The 22254-nt window shown below is 53.0% G+C and carries 18 protein-coding genes; 8 read left to right on the top strand and 10 right to left on the bottom strand.

Going from position 1 to position 22254, the window contains the following annotated elements; genetic code table 11:
* The first annotated feature begins 9 nt into the window (after window positions 1-9).
* A complete protein-coding gene (locus AC1931_RS08335; protein WP_483876788.1) occupies window positions 10-756 on the top strand; it encodes a SagB/ThcOx family dehydrogenase in 747 nt (248 codons plus the stop codon).
* On the opposite strand, the gene AC1931_RS08330 is transcribed toward AC1931_RS08335, so the two are convergent.
* Window positions 757-1404: a deoxynucleotide monophosphate kinase family protein gene (locus tag AC1931_RS08330; RefSeq protein WP_483876787.1), complete on the bottom strand. Its 648-nt coding sequence runs from the start codon at window positions 1402-1404 to the stop codon at window positions 757-759. It abuts the gene before it with no gap.
* A gap of 272 nt (window positions 1405-1676) precedes the next feature.
* Between AC1931_RS08330 and AC1931_RS08325 the strand changes: the two genes are divergently transcribed.
* Window positions 1677-2096 carry a thioesterase family protein gene (locus AC1931_RS08325; protein ID WP_483876786.1) on the top strand — a complete coding sequence of 140 codons (420 nt, stop codon included), beginning with the start codon at window positions 1677-1679 and terminating at the stop codon, window positions 2094-2096.
* Window positions 2097-2153: 57 nt separating this feature from the next.
* Here the strand turns inward: AC1931_RS08325 and AC1931_RS08320 are convergent, their stop codons facing one another.
* Window positions 2154-2672 (bottom strand): DsrE family protein, encoded by a 519-nt coding sequence (locus AC1931_RS08320; protein ID WP_483876785.1) that lies wholly within the window; start codon window positions 2670-2672, stop codon window positions 2154-2156.
* Between the two features lie 363 nt (window positions 2673-3035).
* Here AC1931_RS08320 and AC1931_RS08315 point away from each other — a divergent pair, with 363 nt between their 5' ends.
* From AC1931_RS08315 to AC1931_RS08295, 5 genes are all read left to right on the top strand, one after another.
* Window positions 3036-3218, top strand: coding sequence for a hypothetical protein (locus AC1931_RS08315; protein WP_483876784.1), 183 nt, complete (start codon window positions 3036-3038; stop codon window positions 3216-3218).
* Window positions 3219-3517: 299 nt separating this feature from the next.
* Window positions 3518-5527, top strand: coding sequence for a hypothetical protein (locus AC1931_RS08310; protein ID WP_483876783.1), 2010 nt, complete (start codon window positions 3518-3520; stop codon window positions 5525-5527).
* Window positions 5524-7839 carry an HD domain-containing phosphohydrolase gene (locus tag AC1931_RS08305; protein WP_483876782.1) on the top strand — a complete coding sequence of 772 codons (2316 nt, stop codon included), beginning with the start codon at window positions 5524-5526 and terminating at the stop codon, window positions 7837-7839. The genes AC1931_RS08310 and AC1931_RS08305 overlap by 4 nt, the downstream gene beginning before the upstream one ends.
* Before the next feature lie 12 nt (window positions 7840-7851).
* On the top strand, window positions 7852-8634 hold the full coding sequence (locus AC1931_RS08300) for a methyltransferase domain-containing protein (protein WP_483876934.1): 783 nt from the start codon (window positions 7852-7854) through the stop codon (window positions 8632-8634).
* A gap of 18 nt (window positions 8635-8652) precedes the next feature.
* Window positions 8653-9972, top strand: coding sequence for an OmpP1/FadL family transporter (locus AC1931_RS08295; protein WP_483876781.1), 1320 nt, complete (start codon window positions 8653-8655; stop codon window positions 9970-9972).
* A gap of 19 nt (window positions 9973-9991) precedes the next feature.
* On the opposite strand, the gene AC1931_RS08290 is transcribed toward AC1931_RS08295, so the two are convergent.
* The 8 genes from AC1931_RS08290 to AC1931_RS08255 all read right to left on the bottom strand — a co-directional run bounded on the left by AC1931_RS08290 (window position 9992) and on the right by AC1931_RS08255 (window position 21531).
* Window positions 9992-10774, bottom strand: a complete 783-nt coding sequence (locus AC1931_RS08290) for a transglutaminase-like domain-containing protein (RefSeq protein WP_483876780.1) — start codon at window positions 10772-10774, stop codon at window positions 9992-9994.
* 80 nt (window positions 10775-10854) lie between these two features.
* The gene (locus AC1931_RS08285; protein ID WP_483876779.1) at window positions 10855-11805 is read right to left on the bottom strand and encodes an alpha-E domain-containing protein; all 951 of its coding nucleotides are present in this window, start codon (window positions 11803-11805) and stop codon (window positions 10855-10857) included.
* Window positions 11799-13319, bottom strand: a complete 1521-nt coding sequence (locus AC1931_RS08280) for a circularly permuted type 2 ATP-grasp protein (protein ID WP_483876778.1) — start codon at window positions 13317-13319, stop codon at window positions 11799-11801. Before AC1931_RS08280 ends, AC1931_RS08285 begins: the two co-directional genes overlap by 7 nt.
* A 57-nt stretch (window positions 13320-13376) precedes the next feature.
* Complete coding sequence (locus AC1931_RS08275) at window positions 13377-14306, bottom strand: transglutaminase family protein (RefSeq protein ID WP_483876777.1); 930 nt, start codon at window positions 14304-14306, stop codon at window positions 13377-13379.
* On the bottom strand, window positions 14303-16855 hold the full coding sequence (locus AC1931_RS08270; protein ID WP_483876776.1) for a circularly permuted type 2 ATP-grasp protein: 2553 nt from the start codon (window positions 16853-16855) through the stop codon (window positions 14303-14305). Before AC1931_RS08270 ends, AC1931_RS08275 begins: the two co-directional genes overlap by 4 nt.
* A 43-nt stretch (window positions 16856-16898) precedes the next feature.
* A complete protein-coding gene (locus AC1931_RS08265; RefSeq protein WP_483876775.1) occupies window positions 16899-20240 on the bottom strand; it encodes a transglutaminase family protein in 3342 nt (1113 codons plus the stop codon).
* 113 nt (window positions 20241-20353) lie between these two features.
* Complete coding sequence (gene ppgK, locus AC1931_RS08260) at window positions 20354-21094, bottom strand: polyphosphate--glucose phosphotransferase (RefSeq protein WP_483876774.1); 741 nt, start codon at window positions 21092-21094, stop codon at window positions 20354-20356.
* A complete protein-coding gene (locus AC1931_RS08255) occupies window positions 21094-21531 on the bottom strand; it encodes a thiol-disulfide oxidoreductase DCC family protein (RefSeq protein WP_483876773.1) in 438 nt (145 codons plus the stop codon). Before AC1931_RS08255 ends, ppgK begins: the two co-directional genes overlap by 1 nt.
* A 168-nt stretch (window positions 21532-21699) precedes the next feature.
* Here AC1931_RS08255 and AC1931_RS08250 point away from each other — a divergent pair, with 168 nt between their 5' ends.
* Window positions 21700-22188, top strand: coding sequence for an SHOCT domain-containing protein (locus AC1931_RS08250; protein WP_483876772.1), 489 nt, complete (start codon window positions 21700-21702; stop codon window positions 22186-22188).
* Window positions 22189-22254 lie beyond the last annotated feature (66 nt).

The raw sequence follows: 22254 nt of genomic DNA, 5'->3' as shown, positions 1-22254 counted from the left end.
GGAGCAGCCATGGATAGTCAACAGATTGCATCTCAACGTGAATTTCTCAAGGATTCCCTGCGCCTGGCAATTGATTTCCGTTTCACAGACCAGCACAAGGGGATTGAGCCGCCGCCGATCCAGAAACCAGCGCGACCGGAGCAACAACTGATCAAACTCCCGGCACCGGACGATCGCCACAGCGTCAGCCTGTTCGATGCGATCGCCGGGCGTACCAGCCGGCGACGCTTCTCGACTACACCCATCGATCTGACCGAGTTGGCGTTTCTGCTCTGGGCAACCCAGGGCATCCGCGCCGAGCCGGCTCCCGGCACGGCATTACGTACCGTTCCATCGGCCGGCTGCCGCCACCCGTTCGAAACCTACCTGCTGGTCACCCATGTGACGGGCCTGGAATCCGGCGTGTATCGTTATCTACCCCGCGAACATGCCCTGGTTCTGGAACGGACTGATGCCGACCTGATCGAAAAGCTCCCCCCGGCAACCCTCGGCCAGATGTTTACCGCTGCCGCTGCCGTGACCTTTGTCTGGACCTGCATCCCCTACCGCACCGAGTGGCGCTACCATACCGCCGCCCATCGGGTGATCCTGATGGATGTCGGGCATGTCTGCCAGAACCTCTATCTGGCATGCGCAGCCGTGGGCGCAGGTACCTGTGCGATCGCCGCCTTTCATCAGGAGTTGATGGATGAGCTGGTGGGGGTTGACGGTGTTGACGAATTCGTTGTCTATCTGGCGCCGGTGGGTAAAGTCTGATCAGCCTGCCAACAGGGTCAAGACCTTGTCTTCAACCTGACCCAGAAATTGCTCCAGGCTGCCGTCATTGAGCAGGATCATGTTCCAACCGGTGAAATCATCCAGGGAATTCTCGCTGCTGTGGTCATTGGCGCCGTTGAATCCCGGCCGCACGACCCGGATCAAGCCCCCGCCGTTACGCTGGACAGCCTCGACCTCGTTGTGAAAACGCACATCATCAACCAGAATATGGGCGCTGCGATCCTTTAGTTCCGCCAGCGCAGCCTCCCACGCCTTGGTCCAGTAATCGGGGTCCTGGGCGCGGCGGTATTCAGTCCCCCACCACTGCAGAATGCGCCGGACGCTCAGGGTCGTCATTCCCGGACGCTGCTGAATATCGCGATTTTCCCCAACAAAGCCGTCCCAGGCCGGACACTGCAATCTGGCGCTTTGCTCATCAATCTCGAAATGGGTCAGCTTGTCCTGCTGGTCGCCATAAAGCAGAGCAACCTTATCGGTAGCACCGACCTGGCGCAGAAAGGCTTCCACCTCGCGGCGTAGAACGCTCGCCATCGGCAATACCTGAATTTTGTCCCCCAGGATAGCCTGCAGATGTTTTGCAGCGGTGGTTTTCCCCGAGGCGGCCTTGCCGGCAAATCCGATAATCATGTTGAGTCCTTGAAAAAGTGATGAATGCAGACTTGTGGAGTCTAGCCATTTCGGGCAAAAAATCAACGGCGTTTATTGCGAGGGGTGTCTTGAAGGCTCATAGGCTTTAGTTATGTTACACTGTCTAAACATTTACCACAGAGTCACAGAGGCACTGAGAAATTCACAAAAACCATGTATTCTAAACTTCCTCTGTGTCTCTGTGTCTCAAGCGAACGAAGAGAAAGGGTGGTGAAAAAGATTCACTTAAAACCCCAGCGGAGGTCATTGCCATGAAAAACACCATCACTGCAGGAATCAGTTATCTCCACACATATCAGGTTCCCGCCGACAAAACCGTCCCCCATGTGTTTAAAGAATCCGATCTGTTCGCCGCCATGCCGCCGGTTTTTGCCACGGCATTCATGGTCGGGCTGATGGAGTGGGCGTGCATGGAGGCCTTGCGACCGCACATGGAGGAAGGGGAAATAAGCCTCGGCACCAATATCTGTGTCAACCATCAGGCCGCTACGCCGGTGGGAATGAAGGTTCAGGTTGAGGTGGTCTGTATCAACGTGGATGGGGCAAAAACCACCTGGCAGGTGACCGCCAGAGACGAAAAAGACCTGATCGGGACCGGCACCCACGAGCGGTTTACCATCAATGCGGAGAAGTTTGCGGGGATCTTGCGGAAGAAGTCGGGAGGGAGTTAGCTGGATAACAGAATCCTTGAAAACCAGCGGTTCCCCCTGTTGTCGATGATTATCTGGCTAAGGAATGCGCACCACCGCGTAACCCTGCATCTGGTAACCGATCACCGACACAAAACCGTTATCTACGGAATCCACCTCCGGGAGAATCGTGGTTGGATCGACTTCCGCCATGTTGACGGCATAGAGGCAGACCTCAAACTTCACGCCATCCTGCTTCATCTGCCGGATGGTTGCCTGAAACATTTCAACCTCTGAACGTACATCTTCGGGGAAAATGGCCAGATTCGTTGAAAGCAGATTAACCACCGGACCATGGAAAACGACGACAATCCTGGGCACAATTCCAAGATCACGCACAGCCGTATCCTCGTATGAATTTTTAACAGCCCAGAATATCCGGTTGGCAACCCCGGGGTCGCCGGACGTGAACTGGTAGACAGCGTTGTAGGTTGTAATGCCTTTGAAAGCTGACGCATAGTCTGAGGCAACAACGGGGGATGCTCCCAGAACAATCAGGGTCACCACGCACAAGAACACGATGCTGCTGCGAACGACTCGATTTCTTGATCGATTCATGACTCACTCCTTGGATGAAATCGCTATCTAACGCCTGTGGTACTGACGGAGAAGATCAGGGGAACAATACATCTCCTTGCTAGATACTTTAATTTATTGTCTTCAACAACTCAAACAAGACCTCCGACCGGCTTGCTGCCGATGCGATGGGGCATGACACTCTTCACTCTGATGTTCGCACTACCCGTTTCTCCGGCGTTACTCATTTTTAAGACAGCCACCATGCGAAGATCAGTGAGAATCAACCGCCGGCTAAAAAATAGGGGTGAACAGCACAAGGCATTAACAACTGTGCGGAAAATTTGCTAAGATAGTTCGACATAAAGCCGTGCACCCCGACATGATATCTGATAAAGGAGAGAGATGATGACTGAATGGAGCTGTGAGAACCCCGAGGAGCATTGTGACCTGCATGCCTGTCAATTGACAGCCAGCACCCGCAACCCTGAAATCGACAAAATCTTTGAAAATCCGCGTTATGCCTGTATTAACTGCGGCGCCAAGGTTCACGATGCGGCCAATGTCTGCCGACCAAAAGAACTTTGATCACTGACTCACTCGTTGTTATAGCTTAACACCGACTGTTGCCGGGAAGGTGAGCCCTGACTCACCTTCCCTCTTTACTAGATCGACATCCATTTAGTTATTTCAATTCCGACCAACACTCCGTATCTGCATTTAATAGCTGTGTGAAATAAAACGACGGAAAACAGAGCGCAAAAACCAACCACCTCTGGTTTTTTATTAAAATGATGTCAATGCTTCCATACTTGAATTATGCTCGTAAATCTGCAAACACTAGCGAGATGAGCCCTGTGATATTTCTGTAACGAGGACAGTTTCTAATGCACGAAGCAACTGGTCAAATTATCTCGCTGCCGACGGCAGCATCCGGTCAACGGATAACCAAGAAAAAATTGATCAACCTCATCAATGCTGTTCATTACTCTAAGCAGCCGTTGCTGATCACTTTTTTTCAGCCGGCTAACGATTTCTTCATCACTGCCAGGGCTCTGCCGGGGCCCACCGCAGGTGACACTACGGAACTCCTGTGGATCAAAGATCATAATTTTTCTCTCTCTTTATTGTCATTTAATATCCTCAAAATTACCGTCACTGTCGGGCATAAGTCCTGCGTTTTTGTGCCGAACAGTTATCAACTCACCGAACGGGGAATTCAGCTTGTTCTTCCGGATTTTGCCGTTGATGATGGCGCCCGACAACATCAACGGTTCTCTTGTCAGTCCGGCCTTTACGCAACCTTGACACAGAACGGTGTTGCCTTTCCTGGTTGCCTGCTTGATTATTCTCCCCATGGGATATTGATCGACTTGATGCCCGATTCCAGTTGGCAAACGACATGGCTGACCCCAACCTCACCGGCAACCATGACCGTTACAAAAAGCAATAGAAACATTTACTCGGGTACTGTTTCAGTATCCAGAAAAAGGGGAAGCAATCGCTATATTATTCAACCAGAAAACGAATCGTATTCCCGCTATGCCCCCAAAAAAAACCGAACACGACGTCAATCAATTGACCCTCTCCCAGAGGCACGCTTTACCCACCCGATTACCGGAAAAGAATCAACGCTCAAAGTTTCAGACATTGGTAGCCTTGGATTTTCGGTCGAAGAACCCCTCGAGAGCTTAACACTCATTCCAGGACTGATTATTCCTGACCTGGTCATTTATATCGCCGGCAGCGAGATGTTCAGCGCCCTGGTGCAGGTCGTTTATCGCCACCAGTCAGAAGAAAAACCCAAAAATGTCCGTTTTGGCCTGATTATTTTAAGCATGTCTCACAACGATCAGTTGACACTGTGTCAACTGGTTCAACATGCGCGTGATGAAAAAGCTTACATAAACGTTCCGATTGATCCAGATAGACTTTTTGAGTTCTTCTTTCAAAGTGGATTTATCTACCCGGAAAAATACGCTGAGATTGCTGCTCACAAAAAAGAATATGAGCGGATCTATCAGATCCTTTACAAACAGAATAATAAAATTTTTCGTCACGTTGTCTACCAGGTTCCAGGGGAAATCCAGGGTCACATGTCCATGCTGAACCTTTACAGCAAAACCTGGCTCTGCCAACACCATGCCGCGCTGCAAAACAAACGGGCAGGCCTAAATGTTTTGCGGGCACTTAGTGATTATGTTAACGACAGTTATCGACTTGAAACAATGAATATTCGTTATATTCTCGCTTATTACCGACCGTCAAATAAATTTCCAAGGCGTTTTTTCGGAGACTTCGCTGAAAATACTAACGACAAAACTAAGGCCTCTCTAGATGATTTCGCTTATTTCAGCAACTCAGAAGCCTTCTACACTAAAGATCATTTATGGGATCAATGGGATCTTCAGCCTGCGTCACCACTAGATATTCAACAGTTCACTGCTTTTTATATGAAACACTCCGGCGGACTTTTACCTGAAGCGCTTGATCTTACGATTGATAGATATGCGAGCAGCGAAATGCATAATCGCTATAGCGAAGCAGGCCTTTCACGAACGCGCCGAGTTTTTTCACTCAGGTACGAGGGCAATCTTTACGCGCTGGTAGACTATCAATCTTCCTCGCGTGGTTTGAATCTCTCTGAACTTTCCAACACTACAACATTCTTTTTTCTGCAATTCCCTGATCCGGCAATCGGAACGGCCATAGTGCGCTCTGTAGTGAGTTTTTTCATTGACAGACTAAAAAAAGAACATCATCCCGTCATGTTCTATCCTTCAGAAGCTGCCGCACATTTAGGGTTTACACCTGAAAAAGTCTATACACTATGGATTCTTGACAAGTTGATTGGCTCTGAAGAATACATGAACTGGCTGTGCAGGTATGACCGATGATAAATGAACCAAAACTTTATAATTCGAGAATTCTCAATGTTTTCATTTTATTGTTGGCAGAGAAGTATCCAAATATCTCAACATCAGAGATTTTTGATTACGCTGAAATTGAACATTGTGAGATCATAGATGAAGGTTCCTGGTTTACCCAGAAACAAGTAGATCGCTTTGTCGAAAAAACTATCCAGCTGACTAAAAACCCCAATATTGCTCGCGAAGCCGGTCGATTCGCCGCGACACCCGGAGCCATTGGTGCGATGCGACAAGCCGCATTTGGCATGATCGGCCCGATGAAAACCTTTCAACTGCTCAATAAAATAACCCAGAATTTTGTACGCTCAGCTGAATACCTGACCCGACCGCTTTGTTCCAATCGCGTAGAAATTACTGTTCGTCCTTTTCCTGAAATGAGCGAAAAACTGTTTCAATGTCAAAATCGAATGGGTTTTTTTGAAGCAATCATCAGCGGATTTAATCTCGGGACACCACAGATTGAACACCCGGAGTGTGTATTTGAAGGTGGAGCAAGTTGCCGCTACATCATTACCTGGAAAAAAAACCTTGTCGGCTTGTTTAATGCCTTTAGAAACATTTTCTCAATTGCGACGATCCTGATCCTTTTCGTCGGCCTGTTTGTAGGTTTTTCAAATCCGCTCCTGGTTACTTTGCCCATTCTGTTCGCTCTTATCCTACTATTTGCCCTGTGTGGAGAGATTGTACAGCGTCGTGAAATGAACCGTGCCCTTACAACCATGTGGGACAGCTCCGATCGATTGGCCGAGGAAATCGCGTCCAGGGCTCAAAACCTCCACTTGATACAAGCCATGGGAAACACCCTGACAAAGAAACAATCAACCGATGATGTTTTAACCGCCGTCATACGGCTCATGGAGGATCATCTTAATTTTGATTGTGGCGCTATTTTATTGGCAGATAATGAAAAAAGACGTCTTGAGATTCGCCGGGCTTATGGCTACTCCTTTGATGACAACACCGTATTGAAGGGAACTTCGTTCAATTTAAACAAAGTGAACAGCGGAGGGCCGCTGGTTCAATGTTTTCAACAACAAAAACCGATCCTTATCAATTCCACCCGTGACATCAAAGAAAAGCTCTCTGAAAAATCTCAAGCCTTTGTCGACCGGCTGGGGATTGACTCTTTCATCTGTTGTCCGATCATGGTGGAAGGGGTTTCCCTTGGCGTTATTGCCGTCAACAATCAGAAATCCCGACGAATTCTGATTAAAAGTGACACGACCCTGCTGCAGGGCATAGCACCGGTCATCGGTGCCGCTTTGCAAAATGCCGAGCTGATCGAAAATCTTCAGAATTTCTTTGAAAAAACCATCAAGGTCCTGGCGGATTCGATAGATGCCCGTGATTCCTTGACTGCGGGACATTCAGAGCAGGTGACCCGCTATACCGAAATGATTGGAGAAGATCTGGGCCTCTGTGAAGAGGAGGTCACCACCCTCCGGATTGCGAGTTTGTTGCATGATTACGGTAAAATAGGCGTACCCGACACGATTTTATGTAAAAACGGTCCATTGACCACTGAGGAGCGCGCCATTATCAACACCCATCCGGCCCAGACGGAAAAAATCCTCAACCAGATCCCCTTTCCCAAGCACCAGGCACAAATCCCTCTGATCGCCGGCTGTCATCATGAGCACTGGGACGGTTCCGGGTACCCGCGCGGTCTGAAGGGAGTGGAAATTCCTCTGGGTTCGCGAATTATCGCGGTGGCGGATTTTTTTGAGGCCATTACGGCTCGTCGTCATTACCGCCGCCCGATGCCGCTTGACATTGCGATCCAGCTCTTAAAGAAAGAATCCGGAAGCCATTTTGACCCCAAAATAGTCGATTGTTTTTTACGTATTATTGAAAACAACAGCGCCCTGCTATCCTCACTGAGAAGCCAGACCGAGGATAAAAAGGGCCTTAATCCTGTCGATAATCGCCCTCTTCGTATCCCTTTCCAGACCCAGGTGTCGGTGCAGTACGGTCGTAAAATCCTTCACGGAAAAACATCCGACATCAGCGAAAAGGGAATTTATGTCATCACTGACGAGGTTGTTGATTATCATGCATCCATCATCGTGACCCTCTGCCCGCCGGGCCACTCGGAATTTGTCCATATCCACGGCGAGATTGCCTGGATCAACAACGAAAAGTTTTCCGTCAGCCCACGGCATCAGGTTGGCTTTGCTATCCGCTTCCGAGAAGTGCCGGGGGAGGTGTTAAAGGCAATTCGGCACTTCATCAACCAGCACTCGGGCGTTGCCAGCATTGAACACAGAAAGGCAAAATAAACCTTGTATCTCATGGAAAGCGATCAGGAAGCGCACCGACTCCTGCTGAAAACCAATACAGAATCGGTCAAACGTCAGGCCGCCTGGGCCGGTATTACCAAAGGCATGCGGGTTCTTGACGTCGGCTGTGGCAGTGGTGCAGCGACCCAGGCCCTGGCGCAACTGGTCGGGCCGACAGGTGAAGTCGTCGGCCTGGATATTTCTCCGGAGCGCCTGGATATTGCCCGTGGCCACAATGACATGTCCTGGGTGAGTTTCAAACAACATGATATTGCCCAGCCCTACCGTGATAATCGTCCGTTCGACGCCGTCTGGTCGCGTTTTTTCCTGGAATACTTCAAGAATAATCAAGAGCAGGTTATTCTTAACGGTGTGGCATCCCTGCGTTCGGGGGGGATTATCTGTCTGGGGGATCTGGATCATAACTGCCTGAATCACCATGGCCACAACCACAAAATCCAGCAGACGATTGAAGACATCATGACCCTGTTGCAGGATAATCACAACTTCGATCCCTATGCGGGGCGACGGCTTTATGGCCATCTTTGTCATCTTGGCTTTACTGAAATAGCCTGCATGCTGGAAGCTCATCACTTGATTTACGGTGAAGCGAATGATGTCGACCTATTTAACTGGAGGACCAAGATCGAAGTAGCTGCCGTTCGCTCAGGCAGTTCTTTTTCTGCCTATGAAGGAGATTTTCAAGCTTTTAAAGAGGATGTGACCCGCTTTTTGAAGGATCCTGAAGGCTTCACTTACACACCATTGATTATCGTCCGGGGGGTTAAACAATGATGCCAAGGAAAGGCTGCCATGAAACCACTCGCAATCGGCATAATCATTTTATTCGTTTTTTCCGGATCCGCTTCTGCTTCCGGCTTTGGCGTTTTTACCCAAGGGGCATCAGCCCTTGGCCAGGCCAATGCCGTCACGGCGCAGCCCAATGGTCCCTCGTCGGTCTATTTTAACCCGGCACTGCTGAACGATGTCCCCGGGATTCAGGTTGAAGTCGGCACCACGGGCGTCCAGGCCGACAGAAAAATCAAGCTCGATTCCGGCGGATCTGCAACCGGGGATAACAGCTGGAACGTCCCATCGACCTTCTATTACAGCCATCAGATCAATGATCAACTCACTGCGGGCTTCGGCGCCTTTTTCCCTTTCGGCCTGTCAAACACCTGGGATGATGGCTATGAAGGACGCTACCTGGGCACGTCGGGCGATATCTTTACCCTGAACCTGAATCCGGTCATCTCCTGGAAAGCAACATCTCGTTTGTCTGTTGCCGCCGGGCTCAGCGCTCTTTACATGGATGCTGATCTGCGCAAGAGAATCAACCAGACCGCGGCCTATGTCATTACAGACCTGCAACTCAGTAGTGGCATAGGTGGTGCGCTACCCTCTCTTAGTAGTCCCTTGCCTGACATCGATCAAAAGTTTACCGGTGACGGCTGGGGTTACGGTTTCAATCTCGGCCTGTATATCAAGGCCCATGATCGGGTTCATATTGGTATGGCTTACCGCAGCCATATTGATATCGATGTAAAAGGCAAGGCGGTCTTCTCACAAGTAGATCCGATCCTCGCGACCGCCTTTGCCGACACAAGCGGCGAGGCGCGCATTCGTCTACCGGCACAAGCAACCGCAGGCGTTGCTGTTATCGTAACGGACACATTCACCACGGAAGCGGGGGTTCGCTGGGAGGACTGGTCCTCGACCAGCAACCTGACCATCAACCTTGACCAGCCTGTTTTCGGGCAAAGTGCTGAGGTTATCCCTCGGGACTGGCGGGCAACCTGGAGCTATAATATCGGGTCCAGCTTTCAGGCCACTCCCTCTATTTCACTCAAGGCGGGATATTTATACGGTCAGAATGCCGTTCCCTCAAGCACCTTTGAACCCCTGATACCTGATACCGATGCCCACTTGTTTACTCTCGGCGCACAATGGTCATACGACCGCTGGACCCTGGCCGGCGCTTTTGGTTACGAATATCATAAGACCGGAAACAAGCGGAATGAGCTGCGTGATGAACTTGGTTCAGCGGTTGCCGGAACCTCGGTGGGCACTGCCAATGGAGCATACAATACGGATATTTATCTGCTGGGAACCAGCCTGGGCTATCGGTTTTAAGGAGGGACGAGGAAGCGAGCTAATTGCGCCAGACCAGGACACGTTGAACCAGTGGATACACCGCCGGCCCGAACTGGTTATAAATGGCAACATCGGCAGCATCACGCCCATAACCGATGGCCACATAACCACCCCTGTGAGCTGTCTGGGTGGCATCAAAGGTGTACCAGCGACCCCCGACGTAGGCCTCAAACCAGGCATGCAGATCCATCGGTTCAAGTCCATCCAGATATCCGACCACAAAACGCGCCGGTATAATAATGCTGCGGCACAATGCCACGCAGAGATGCGCCAGGTCACGACACACCCCCGACTGGCGCTGACTGACTTCAACCGCAGAAATCGGGATATCGCTGCTGCCGGGGAGATAGCGGATGACGTTTCGCACCCAGTCCTCAATCGCCGCCACCTGATCATAACCGGGCTGGGCATTGGCGGTGATTTCCGTCGCCATCTGACCGAAGCGGTCCGACTCGCAGTAACGGCTCGGCAACAGGAACTCCAGCACACCATCGGGAAGATTCTGAATCTCGATAAAAGGCGCACCCACCGCCTGATCGCTGGTATCTGCGGTCTTCACCTGGGCCAGGGTGTGGATGGCAAAATGTCCCGGCGGCGCGATCAGCCGCTGACAGAGGTTCCCATAACCATCGGTAAATTCGAACACCGGCACCTCGGGGACCAGGCGGTACTCTTCTTTGGCTATCCATTGCTGAGCGCCACTTCGTGGCCGCAACATAAGGACAAAAGGGGTCGCCACCGAAATGTCAAACTCAAGATCACAACTGACACTTAACCACATGATGATCCCTTAAATGCTCACCGTCCCCGAGTTTCAGTTTACACAACCGACAGCCGGTTGAAACAGGAACCAACGCGCTCTCAGTTTTCCAGCTTCATCCGGAAAAACACCTCGTATATTGTCTCGCCAACCTGGTTAATCCGGGTCTGGGTGACGTCGAGGTATTCATGCAGGCCGTAGTCAAAAATCTCTTCCAACGACGCGTACTGAAACTCCGCCAGCAACCGCCCTAATGCCTGCTGTGCCTTGTTGGTATATGAATCGCTCTGACCACCACTGATCTCATTAAGGGAATTCATCGCTGTTGCCAGTGAATAATGGACGGCGCGCGGGAAATTGCGGTCAAGCAGTAAAAAATTGGCAATATTGCGCGGGGCAATGCGCCCATACTGCTTGCGGTACATCTCAAAGGCACTGGCTGAACGCAACAAAGCTCCCCAGAGGATGTTGTCATAGGGGCTGCCGACGTAATCAACCGACGGCAGCAGGATGAAATACTTCACATCCAGCAGACGGGTGGTTTTGTCAGCGCGCTCCAGCATCCGTCCCATGCGTCCAAAATGCCAGCCTTCGCCATGATTCATGGTTGCATCGGTAATGCCGATAAAGGCATGGCTGGCATTCATCACCTCAGCAGAAAACTGATGGGGAAGATCCATCACCGTCTCTTCCGAGGCGGCATTGACCATCAGATAAAAGGTGTTAAGCTGCTCCCACATTTCGGAACTGATATATTCACGGATTGATCGGGCATTTTCCCGCGCGGCACGCACGCAGGAGTAAATGGAATTGGTGTTACGCCGGTCAAAAATCAGAAAACGGATGGCGTTGTCACGGGTTGCCTCCCCGTAAAGTTTTTTGAACAACTCGTGATCGCCGGTAGTATTAATCAAAGGCTGCCACTGATCGCTGGCATCCTCGGGGAGATCAAGGGTCATATTGTAGTTGGCGGAAATAAAACGGGCGACATTTTCGGCCCGCTCAATATAGCGGTTCAGCCAGTAAATAGAATTCGCAACCCGACTCAGCATGGCTCATCCTCCTGATTCTGATTCTGGTCCTGTTCTTTTTTCGGCTCCTGCAGTGGAGATTCGGGCGATGGTCCTTCGATCGAATTAATCACCCAGGTATCTTTACTCCCCCCGCCTTGCGACGAATTGACCACCAGTGATCCTTTCTTCAGCGCCACCCGCGTCAGACCACCGGGCATAACATAGATATTATCATCGCCACACAGGATATAAGGGCGCAGATCAACATGCCGTCCCTCGAAATGATCGCCCATCAACACCGGCACCCGCGACAGCGACAGGGTTGGCTGGGCGATATAGATACGGGGCTTGGCGATAATCCGCCGGCGGAACTCTTCACGCTCGGCAGCGCTGGCATGAGGTCCGATCAGCATACCGTAACCGCCGGACTCATTAACCGCCTTAACCACCAGTTTATCAAGATTTTCCAGTACATATTTGCGCTCATCTTCACGCCAGCAGGCGTATGTCGGGACATTGTTGATGATCGGGTCTTCCTGCAGATAATATTTAATGATCTCGGGCACATAGGCGTATACCGCCTTGTCATCGGCAACCCCGGATCCGGGAGCATTGGCGAGGGCCACCCGACCTTTACTGTAGGCTTCCATCAAGCCCGGTACGCCAAGCATGGAATCGGCCCGGAACACCTTGGGGTCGATAAAATCATCGTCGATTCGGCGATAAATCACGTCGACCCGCTCGAGCCCTTTGGTGGTGCGCATCATCACCTCACCGCGGTGGACAACCAGGTCGCTCCCCTCAACCAGCTGCACGCCCATCTGCTGCGCAAGATAACTGTGTTCAAAATAGGCAGAATTGTAAATCCCCGGAGTCCAGACCACACATACCGGTGAACGCACTCCGGACGGGGCCATTTCCTGCAGCATATCGAGCAGACGAATCGGATAATCTGTCACCGGCTGGACACTGCACGCATCAAACACCAACGGGAAGGTGCGTTTCATGATCTGCCGGTTTTCGAGCACATATGAAACCCCGGAGGGACAGCGCAGGTTATCCTCGAGAACATAGTATTCACCGTCACCGCCGCGTACCAGATCAGTTCCAGTGACATGACACCAGATGCCGCAGGGGGGATTCAGACCGATACAGGGCTTACGGAAACCCTCAGCCGAGAGCACCAGATCGACCGGGACAACCCCGTCCTTGAGGATCTTCTGGTCGTGGTAGACATCGTCGATAAACAGATTAAGGGCACGGATCCGCTGTTTAAGACCAACTTCCAGATGTTGCCATTCCTGGGCCTGAATGATTCGCGGAACGATATCAAAGGGGAAAATTTTTTCCGTCTGGTCCTCATCACTGTAGACGTTAAAGGTGATCCCCAGATTCAGTAACGCCTTTTCCGCCGCTTGTTGACGCCGCTGCAATTCTGTATCGGGCAACGCATTAATGCGCTGGACCAGCAGATCGGCACCGGGCCGTGGATGTCCGTCACCATCAAACATCTCATCGTAAAAACCTTCGGTATCATATCCAGTGAAATTCATTGAGTCCTCCTATATTTAATTTAAGGGGCCAAAAAACACATTTTAATGCTGCTCATATCAGGCTAATGGACCCTGATTCTGCTGTTGCTTCTGCAGCAACAGGGGTTGATCAGGTTGTCTTGCAACATCAACGGAAACGACAACCTGATGTTTGCCTCCCCCCAGTGCAATCCCCTTCAAAGGCGACACGTCAGAGAAATCCCGCCCCCAGGCAACGGTAATATGCTGTTCCAGAGGTTGGTAGTTATTAGTCGGATCAAAATCAAGCCAGCCATGGCCCGGCAGATAAACGGCAAACCAGGCATGGGACGCATCGGCACCGATGAGTCGCTCCTGGCCGGGCGGTGGCAGGGTTTCGATATAACCGCTGACATATCGGGCCGCCAGCCCCAGGGAGCGCAGACAACCAATAGCAACGTGAGCAAAGTCCTGACATACGCCGCGCCGCTTTTCAAGAACTTCCGCCAGTGGCGTTGCGATCGTCGTTGATGTCGGGTCATAGGAAAAATCCCGATAGATTCGCTGCATCAGTTCCATGGTGGCGGCCAGCAAAGGGCGACCGGGAGTCATTGAGCCGCGCGCGTAATCAGCCAGTGGCGGCAACAGGGGAACCAGCGGTGAAGCATAACGATACGGCATCACTGCGACAATATCCGGAGTACGCTGGGTACGCAACATCTCGACAACCGTCTCCCAGGAGTGGGACTGCTCGGGCTTCTGCAGATACACCCGCGGGAAGACCTCAACATCACTGACGGCCGTCACTGTCAACACTTGATGGGGTTGCTGAATCGCAAAGTGGGTTCTGCGGTTACCGAAAAAATCGCTGCGCTCATGGATGTCTGTCGCTTCGGGGCTGATCTGCAGCACACTGTTGTGACAGCGTTGGTGCTCGGTCTGGCGCACCAGAAGGCAGGTTTCATTACGGCACAGGTTCACCGCTTCGCTATATTGATAGCGCGTCACATGACGAATACGGTATTTCATAGGGCCAATTCCCGCAGCGGTGAGCCGAACTGCTGCAGTGCCAGTGTCGGGCTGAAGTAAAGTTGGGTCAGACTGTCCGAAAGCTGCTGCAGTCGTTTTTTCTGATCTGTCAGCAGTTCTTCGAGCAGGGGATAGGTGCCGCTGTCGGAAATCTGTCGGGTCAGGGCTTTATGATCCGTCGCCAGCAATTGCTCCAGGGCGGCGGAGATAATCGCTTCATCCTGACCCACTGCCGGGATGTTGGCTTCATGGGGCAGTTCACTGATATGCTTTTTCAACTGCCGCATCTGACAGGCCAGGGCCCTTGGGTAGTCCGCATCCAGCAACAAAAGTTCGAGAATCGGTGATAACTGCATAAAAGAACGATAGCGTCGCCGGAAGACCACCAGGCTGTTGCAGCTTGACAGCACCGTTTCCATAATCCGCGCTTCTGTAGCGCTGTCGTAGCAAGGCACCAGGGTCTCACTCAGCAGATCAATTAAATTTAGGGCACGCTCAAGTCGCCGACCGATATTCAGGAGCAGCCAGGCGGTTTCCCGCGCCATGTTTTCATAAGCCAACCCACTGAAAGCAGACAGCTGTAACACCAATTGCTGAACGCTGTCATACATCCGGCCACTGCCAATCAATGCCCTGCCAATGCGTGGATTCCACGATTGCATCTTATCGACCATGCGCCAGGCATCTTCGGGAAGCAGATCGCGGACAGCCACGGCCGAACGGCCCAGGCTGCGCAATGATGAACGCAGGCTTCCGGGGCGATCAATATCGCGGATCAGCGACAACAGCTCAGAGCGCGGATCGTCCAGTTTCGGCTGCGCATCTTTGCCGGTAAAGCCGGGATAAGTCAAAGTGACGTGTGTCAACGCCTGGAGCAGATGATTCAGGCTGATACGATCATCAGGATCATCGAATTCCCTGACCTCACGCAGCTTGAACAGAACTGAGCGAAGCAGCCGCGCTGTCTGCTCGGTGCGCTCGGCATAACGCCCGGCCCAGAACAGATTCTCGGCTGCGCGGCTGGGCAAGGGCGCAAAGTGCGGTGAAAGGGTCACATCAGTGGTTGACCGCAACCACAGATTCACCTGCTGGTGGGGCTCCAGCGTCAGCACCCAGGTGTCCTTGATACTGCCGGCCCGTTGTCCGGAAACCAGCAGATTGTCGCCGGCGGCAGCAACCCGGCTCAAGCCTCCCTGCATCACCAGGTAACTGTCGTTGTGGGCGGTGACGTAGAGACTGACCAGGCTCTGGCGGGTTGCCAGTTTTTTTTCCTCGTAGCAAGGAAAAGCAACATAATCAACCTGCTCCTGGCCAACAAACAGACGTGGGTTGGCACTGATCAGTTCGCACCAGCGTTGCCGCTCAGTATCCGTCATCCGTCCCGGTGCTGATTTCGGCAGATTGGCCAATGGCTGAATCGGCTTGATAATTAAACGATCAAGATTTTCCAGCACATATTTACACTCACGCGGTTGTCCGCACCACCAGGTCGCAATCGATGGCATCTTCAGGTCGGTTCCAAGAAAATAGCGGCAGATACCCGGCAAAAAAGCCATCAGGGCCGGATTGGCGAGCACACTACTGCCGATCGGATTGACCATTGCCAGATTGCCCCGGCGCACCGCCTGCAGCAAACCGGGAACGCCACCACCATGACTGCGCAGTTCCAGCGGGTCGCTGGCGTCATCCTCGAGCCGCGAAAAAATCACATCAACCTGGCGCAGGCCATCGACCGATTTCAACCAGACACAACTGTCGCGCACCACCAGATCGCCCCCCTGCACCAGCGGGTAGCCAAGGTAAGAGGCCAGGTAGGCATGTTCGAAGTAATCGGGGTGGGTCGGGCCTGCAGTCAGGACGACAATCCGGGGGTCATCCTGGTTGTGCCTGACCAATTGGCCAAAGCGCTGGCGCACGGCACGAAAAAACTGCGCCAGTCGGTGCACCCTTAAGCCGTCAAACAACTGCGGAAAGCTGCGTGTCATGATCACCCTGGTTTCCAGAGAATAGCCGGCGCCAAAAGGCGGGCTAACATGATCATCGACAACCCAGAAATTGCCGTCAGTACCCTTGGCAATGGTTGAGGAAAACAGATTAAGTTGCTGTGATTCGGGAAAATTACCATCTGCACAAGGATAGAGAAAGCCCCCGTGTGGAAAGACCAGTTCCGGGGGCAACAGCCGATTCTCAATCAGCTTGCGCGGACCATAGATGTCCCGGAGAATCAGGTTAAACAGCTCGGCGCGCTGAACCAGGGCCTGATCAAGCTGAGCCCACTCAGCGACGCTGAAAATCAGCGGCAGCGGGTCAAACTGCCAGGCGCGGGTATTGTTGCTCTGATCAAAGACATTGTGGATGGCTCCGTTTTCCCGCAATAACCGCTGCGCCTCGCGAAAGCGGGTGTGGACCCGCGGACCCATTTTCTCAAGATTCTGTTGCAACCGCTGCCAATGATCGGGGAAAGTCCCGGTAGCCGCTGCGTTGACAATAGCGCGGTAAATTTCGGCGACGGCAGGTGTTGGATCAGCTGTTACAGATTCATTTATCAAGGATAAACTCTCACCACATATGTGTTGGTTAACGCGCTTGTCATCAACCCTGACGGTGACGGCGCAGGTCCAGGGTCAAGGGAAATTCATCATCAATGTCAATCGGTGGCGGTGCCATCGGCCCGAGCACTGATCCGTTCGGGAAGAAGCGTCCGAGGCTGCCAAAATCGGCGTGGGGTGCCAGCCTTCCCGGGGTATGCTCAGTCACCGTAAACATGGAACGTCGGCGTGACTCCGCGATCAGCGGGTTCAGAGGGAAAACATCATAGCTGCGTCCACCGGGGTGGGAAACATGATAGGAACAACCGCCAATGGAACAACCGTTCCAGGTATCGATCACATCGAAAACCAACGGGGCATGGGGCCTGATTGTTGGATGCAGCGCTGAAGGGGGCTGCCAGGCGCGATAGCGGACACCGGCAACAAACTCATCGCGCCGCCCGGTGCTACGCAATGGCAGACGCACGCCGTTGCAGACAATGACATAGCGCTCTTCGGTCAGCCCGGTCACGTGCAGCTGGAGCCGCTCAACCGAGGAATCAACATAGCGCGAGGTGCCCTGACTGGTGACTTCTTCACCGAGCACATGCCAGGGTTCGATGGCAAAGCGCAATTCCATCTCGATATTGTCAATCTGAACCGTCCCGTAACGGGGAAACCTGAATTCAAAGAAGGGGTCAAACCAGTCGAACTGGAACGGATAGCCGGCGCGCTTCAGATCGGCCATCACCTCTTTGATGTCCTGGGCCACAAACCAGGGGAGCAGGAAGCGATCATGCAATGAGGTCCCCCAGCGGACCAGTTTATGGGTATAAGGCTCGCGCCAGAACCAGGCGACCAGGGTGCGCAACAGCAGGTTCTGCACCAGACTCATGCGCGCATGGGGTGGCATCTCAAAAGCGCGCAATTCGAGGATTCCGAGGCGACCCGCCGGCCCATCCGGCGAATAGAGTTTATCAATACAGAATTCGGCGCGGTGGGTATTGCCGGTCACATCAATCAGCAGGTTACGCAGCAACCGGTCCACCAGCCAGGGAGCAGCCACCTCCCCTTCCGGCATCTGGGCAAAAGCAATCTCCAGCTCGTAAAGGGAATCATCCCTGGCCTCATCGATGCGCGGGGCCTGGCTGGTCGGCCCCATGAACATGCCCGAAAACAGATAGGAAAGCCCCGGATGATGCTGCCAGTAGGTTATCAGGCTGCGCAGCAGATCAGGGCGGCGCAGCATTGGACTGTCCGCCGGGGTTGCTCCACCCAGGGTGATATGGTTACCACCACCAGTACCGGTATGACGACCATCGAGCATGAATTTTTCCGTCCCCAGTCGACACTGGCGCGCCTCTTCGTAAAGACGCGTGGTATTTTCAACAATTTCCTGCCAGCTTTTGGCGGGGTGGATGTTGACCTCAATGACGCCCGGATCGGGGGTCACACTCAAGCGCTCAATGCGCCAGTCGCGCGGCGGTTCATAGCCTTCGATCACCACCGGCAATCCCTGTTCTGCCGCCGTCGCTTCAATCACGGCAATCAGATCAAGATACTGCTCAAGGGCCGGCAGGGGGGGCATAAAGAGATACAGACGGCGGTCGCGTACTTCAAAACAGATGGCGGTATGGGGAATCTCTTCGAGTTTGAGTTGTTCTTCGGTTTCCACAACCTGCCCGGGAGCTTCCGGTGACCAGGATGACTGAGGAAAATCCCCCAGGGGCGGCAAAGACGCAAACTGACTCTGTTCCAAAAACGGCTCCCGTTTTTCCGGAGCAACCCAGGGCAGGGAATCCAGCGGCAAACGCATACCCATGGCTGAATCACCGGGAATCAGGTACATCTGCTCGCGGCGAAAATCCCAGTCTGCACTGATCCAGCGTTCCTCGAGGAGGTCCCAACGTAGCGGCAACGCATATCCGACCGGCTGATCAAGCCCGTGGGTCAATACCTTTGCCAGTGCGCGACGCTCCATGCTGTCTTTTAAATTGGCTACCCCCGGGTCGAGGTTTACCGGTGTGGTGCCTTCCTTCCAGAGCCAGTAGAGGGGATCTTCGTAACCGGGAACAAGAAAATGGTCCTTGACTCCAATACGCTCGGCAACTCGCGCGGCAAAGTGCTGAGCCACGTCCTGCTCCACGGTCCCCGGCTTGCGGATATCGGCGAGCAGATCTGGATTCTTCCAGATCGGCTGCTTGTCCTGGCGCCAGAAGCAGTTATAAGCCCAGCGCGGCAACGGCTCACCGGGGTACCATTTGCCCTGGCCATAATGCAACAGACCCCCGCTGGTAAAAGCTTCACGTAGTCGCAACACCAGGTCATGGGCCAGCTTGCGCTTGTGCTCGCCGTCAGCGTGGGTGTTCCACTGGTCGCTCTCCATATCATCGATGGAGACAAAGGTCGGCTCGCCGCCCATGGTTAAACGGACATCCCCGGCCTCCAGATCCTCTTCTACCTTTTGGCCCAGGGCGTTGATCAACTGCCACTGATCGTCACTGTAGGGCTTGGTCACCCGTGGATCTTCGTGGAGACGATGGACGGTGTTACTATATTCAAAGCTTACTTCACAGGGCCCGGTCGCACCGGTCAAAGGTGCTGCACTCGCCGGATGGGGGGTACAGGCCAGCGGAATATGTCCTTCTCCGGCAAGCAGCCCGGAGGTGGGATCAAGACCGACCCAGCCGGCACCGGGGATATACACCTCGGCCCAGGCATGCAGATCGGTAAAGTCAGCCTCCGGCCCCGAAGGTCCATCAAGGGACTTTTCATCGGCGCTCAACTGCACCAGATAACCACTGACAAAACGCGCTGCCAACCCCAGATGGCGCAAAATCTGCACCAGCAACCAGGCAGTATCACGGCAGGAACCAAGGGCCAGGCGCAGAGTTGTTTCACAGGTCTGGACGCCGGGTTCCATGCGTACCGAATAAGCGATATCCTGATTTAAACGACGGTTAACCTCGACCAGAAAATCGACGGTGATCATTGGCCCGCGATCGACTTTTTCCAGCCAGCGCGACAAGCGCGGCCCGGCATGGATCTTCTGAAGATAGGGAACCAGCTCAGTGCGTTCCTGGCGGGTATACTCAAACGGATATTCTTCAGCATACTCTTCAATGAAGAAATCGAAGGGATTATAGGCGACCATATCGGCAACCACCTCTACCTCGATCGACAGCTCCTTGCTCGGTTCGGGAAATACCAGGCGGGCGAGATAATTGCCGAAGGCATCCTGCTGCCAGTTGATAAAGTGCTCTTCCGGCAGAATTTTGAGGGAGTAGGCCTGGATCGGGGTGCGACAGTGGGGAGCCGGGCGCAAACGCAACACGTGGGGATAAATCTGGGTCGGCTTATCAAAGAGATAACGGGTCACATGGTGGCAGGCGATACGAATCGGCATAAACAAGTCCTTACATCTGCAAGTCGCTAACGAACCGGCATGATCAATAGAAGAAAAAACAGCAGGCGTGGTCTATATTAGTTGAACAGTACTACCAAAAGCGATTGAAAACCTCAGCAGTCAGCAATTGCAGCGTGACAGGCGGCACCGACAATCCCGGCATGATTCAGCAAACGCGCCGGCACCAGCTGGGCACGTGTCTGCAGATAGGGAAAGAACTGATCACTGCGCTGACTGACCCCGCCACCGATAATGATCAGATCCGGCGACAATAAACGTTCCACCGGTCCCAAAAACCGATTGAGGCGGGCGCCCCATTCCTGCCAGCTGAGATTTTCCTGCATCCGTACCGATGCCGCCGCGTATTCCTCGGCAGTACCTCTTTGTAACGGAAAAGATCCCAACTCGAGATTGGGAAACAGCTGCTGACGATAAAAAAGAGCCGAACCGATACCCGTTCCCAGGGTCAAAACCAGCACCGTTTCATCATGGCCCACACCGGCACCGAAACGCATTTCCGCCAGACCGGCGGCATCGGCATCGTTAAGAACGACGCACTCACCCGGAATGGCACTGCCAAACAGATCGACAGCATCAATGCCGATCCAGCCGGCGTCAATATTGGCCGCAGTACCCACCACCCGGTTACGGATCACCGCTGGAAAACCGATACCGACGCGTCCCTGCCAGTTGAGGGCAGACACCAATGCGGACACCTTGTCAGCGATCGCCCCAGGGACAGCCGGACGCGGCGTAGGAACCTCCAGCGGCGCTTCCAGAATCGTTCCTTTATCCACATCAACCAGAGCCGCCCTGATACCACTCCCGCCAATATCAACGCCCAGCACCGGCATCAATGTTCCCCTTTGGTGCGATCAGTTTTCTCATGATTGAGAGAACACGAGTCGGCTTCGCAGTCTTGCCGCCGCCGTGGCAACAGGTGCCGCCAGCGGGCAAAAACCCGGTAGCCGCCGCGACCGAGGGAATAGACCCCGGGCAAACCGCAAAACGCCGCTGCCAGCCGCCAGACCGAGCCACTGGGAAACGCCTGCCAGATCGCAATAAAGGCGTCGATACCGGTAGTAAAGTTACCCTGGGCATCACGTACGTGGAGCTCTGACATGAAGTCACCAAGAGATTTGCCGTAGACATCCGGATTGAAATGCTCATCACTGATATCAACGAACTCAAGACGATCATCCGGATTTTTACGCCGATAGCTTTCCATTTCGGCACTGCAAACCCGACACGAACCATCAAAAAAAATTTGCAGGGGGAATGCAACAGCCATATCTTGCCCGTTCATCAAGGAAGGGTTAGGATAGAAACTCAAAGCCACAGGCACCTTTATTTAACACCGACCACCCTTGCCATCATAGCACAAACTCTGCTTTTTACGCAGCGTTAGATTGATGATCGGGCGCGCCGGGTGCCGGGCATTATCGTTTAGGCGTTAAATATGCAGAGCAAAGAGGAACAGACCCGGTCGATGTTCAGTAGCGTAGTGGTCATCACCCTTATCATATTATTCCATATCCTGTTGATCGTCGGCTTAATCAGTTCCGTCATCTTGTTTAAGGGGATCTACGACCTGCGCTGGTGGATTCTGGGGATCGGTCTGGTGCTGGTCATTGCCTCCGGCTATTATTTCTACCGTCGTGCCAAGGCCGGCAAACGCCGCCTGCGCGACATCATGAACGACCCGGCGTTTCAAAACCGCAGCGTCGAAATCAGCCTGATGGGAGGAATGGCGACCCTGCGTGTCGGCCACCAGGATAACCACTCCCAACCGCCGCGCATGATCGATGTCGGCCCTGACGGAGAGATCAAACAACTGCCCGCTCCCTCATCCCATCAAATCGCAGAATTAACGGAACTGAACCGTATGCTGGAACAGGGGCTGATCACCAGAGAAGAGTTTTTGCGTTTAAAACAGGACATCCTCTAGGTATTTGATCGTGTTTTTCCTTATGCTTTTTTGGAAGCCTCTCATTTTTCCAGCTTGACAACCTGC

This window comes from Pelovirga sp. C15f (assembly GCF_057178085.1).
This window is presented reverse-complemented; position numbering and strand designations above follow the sequence as displayed.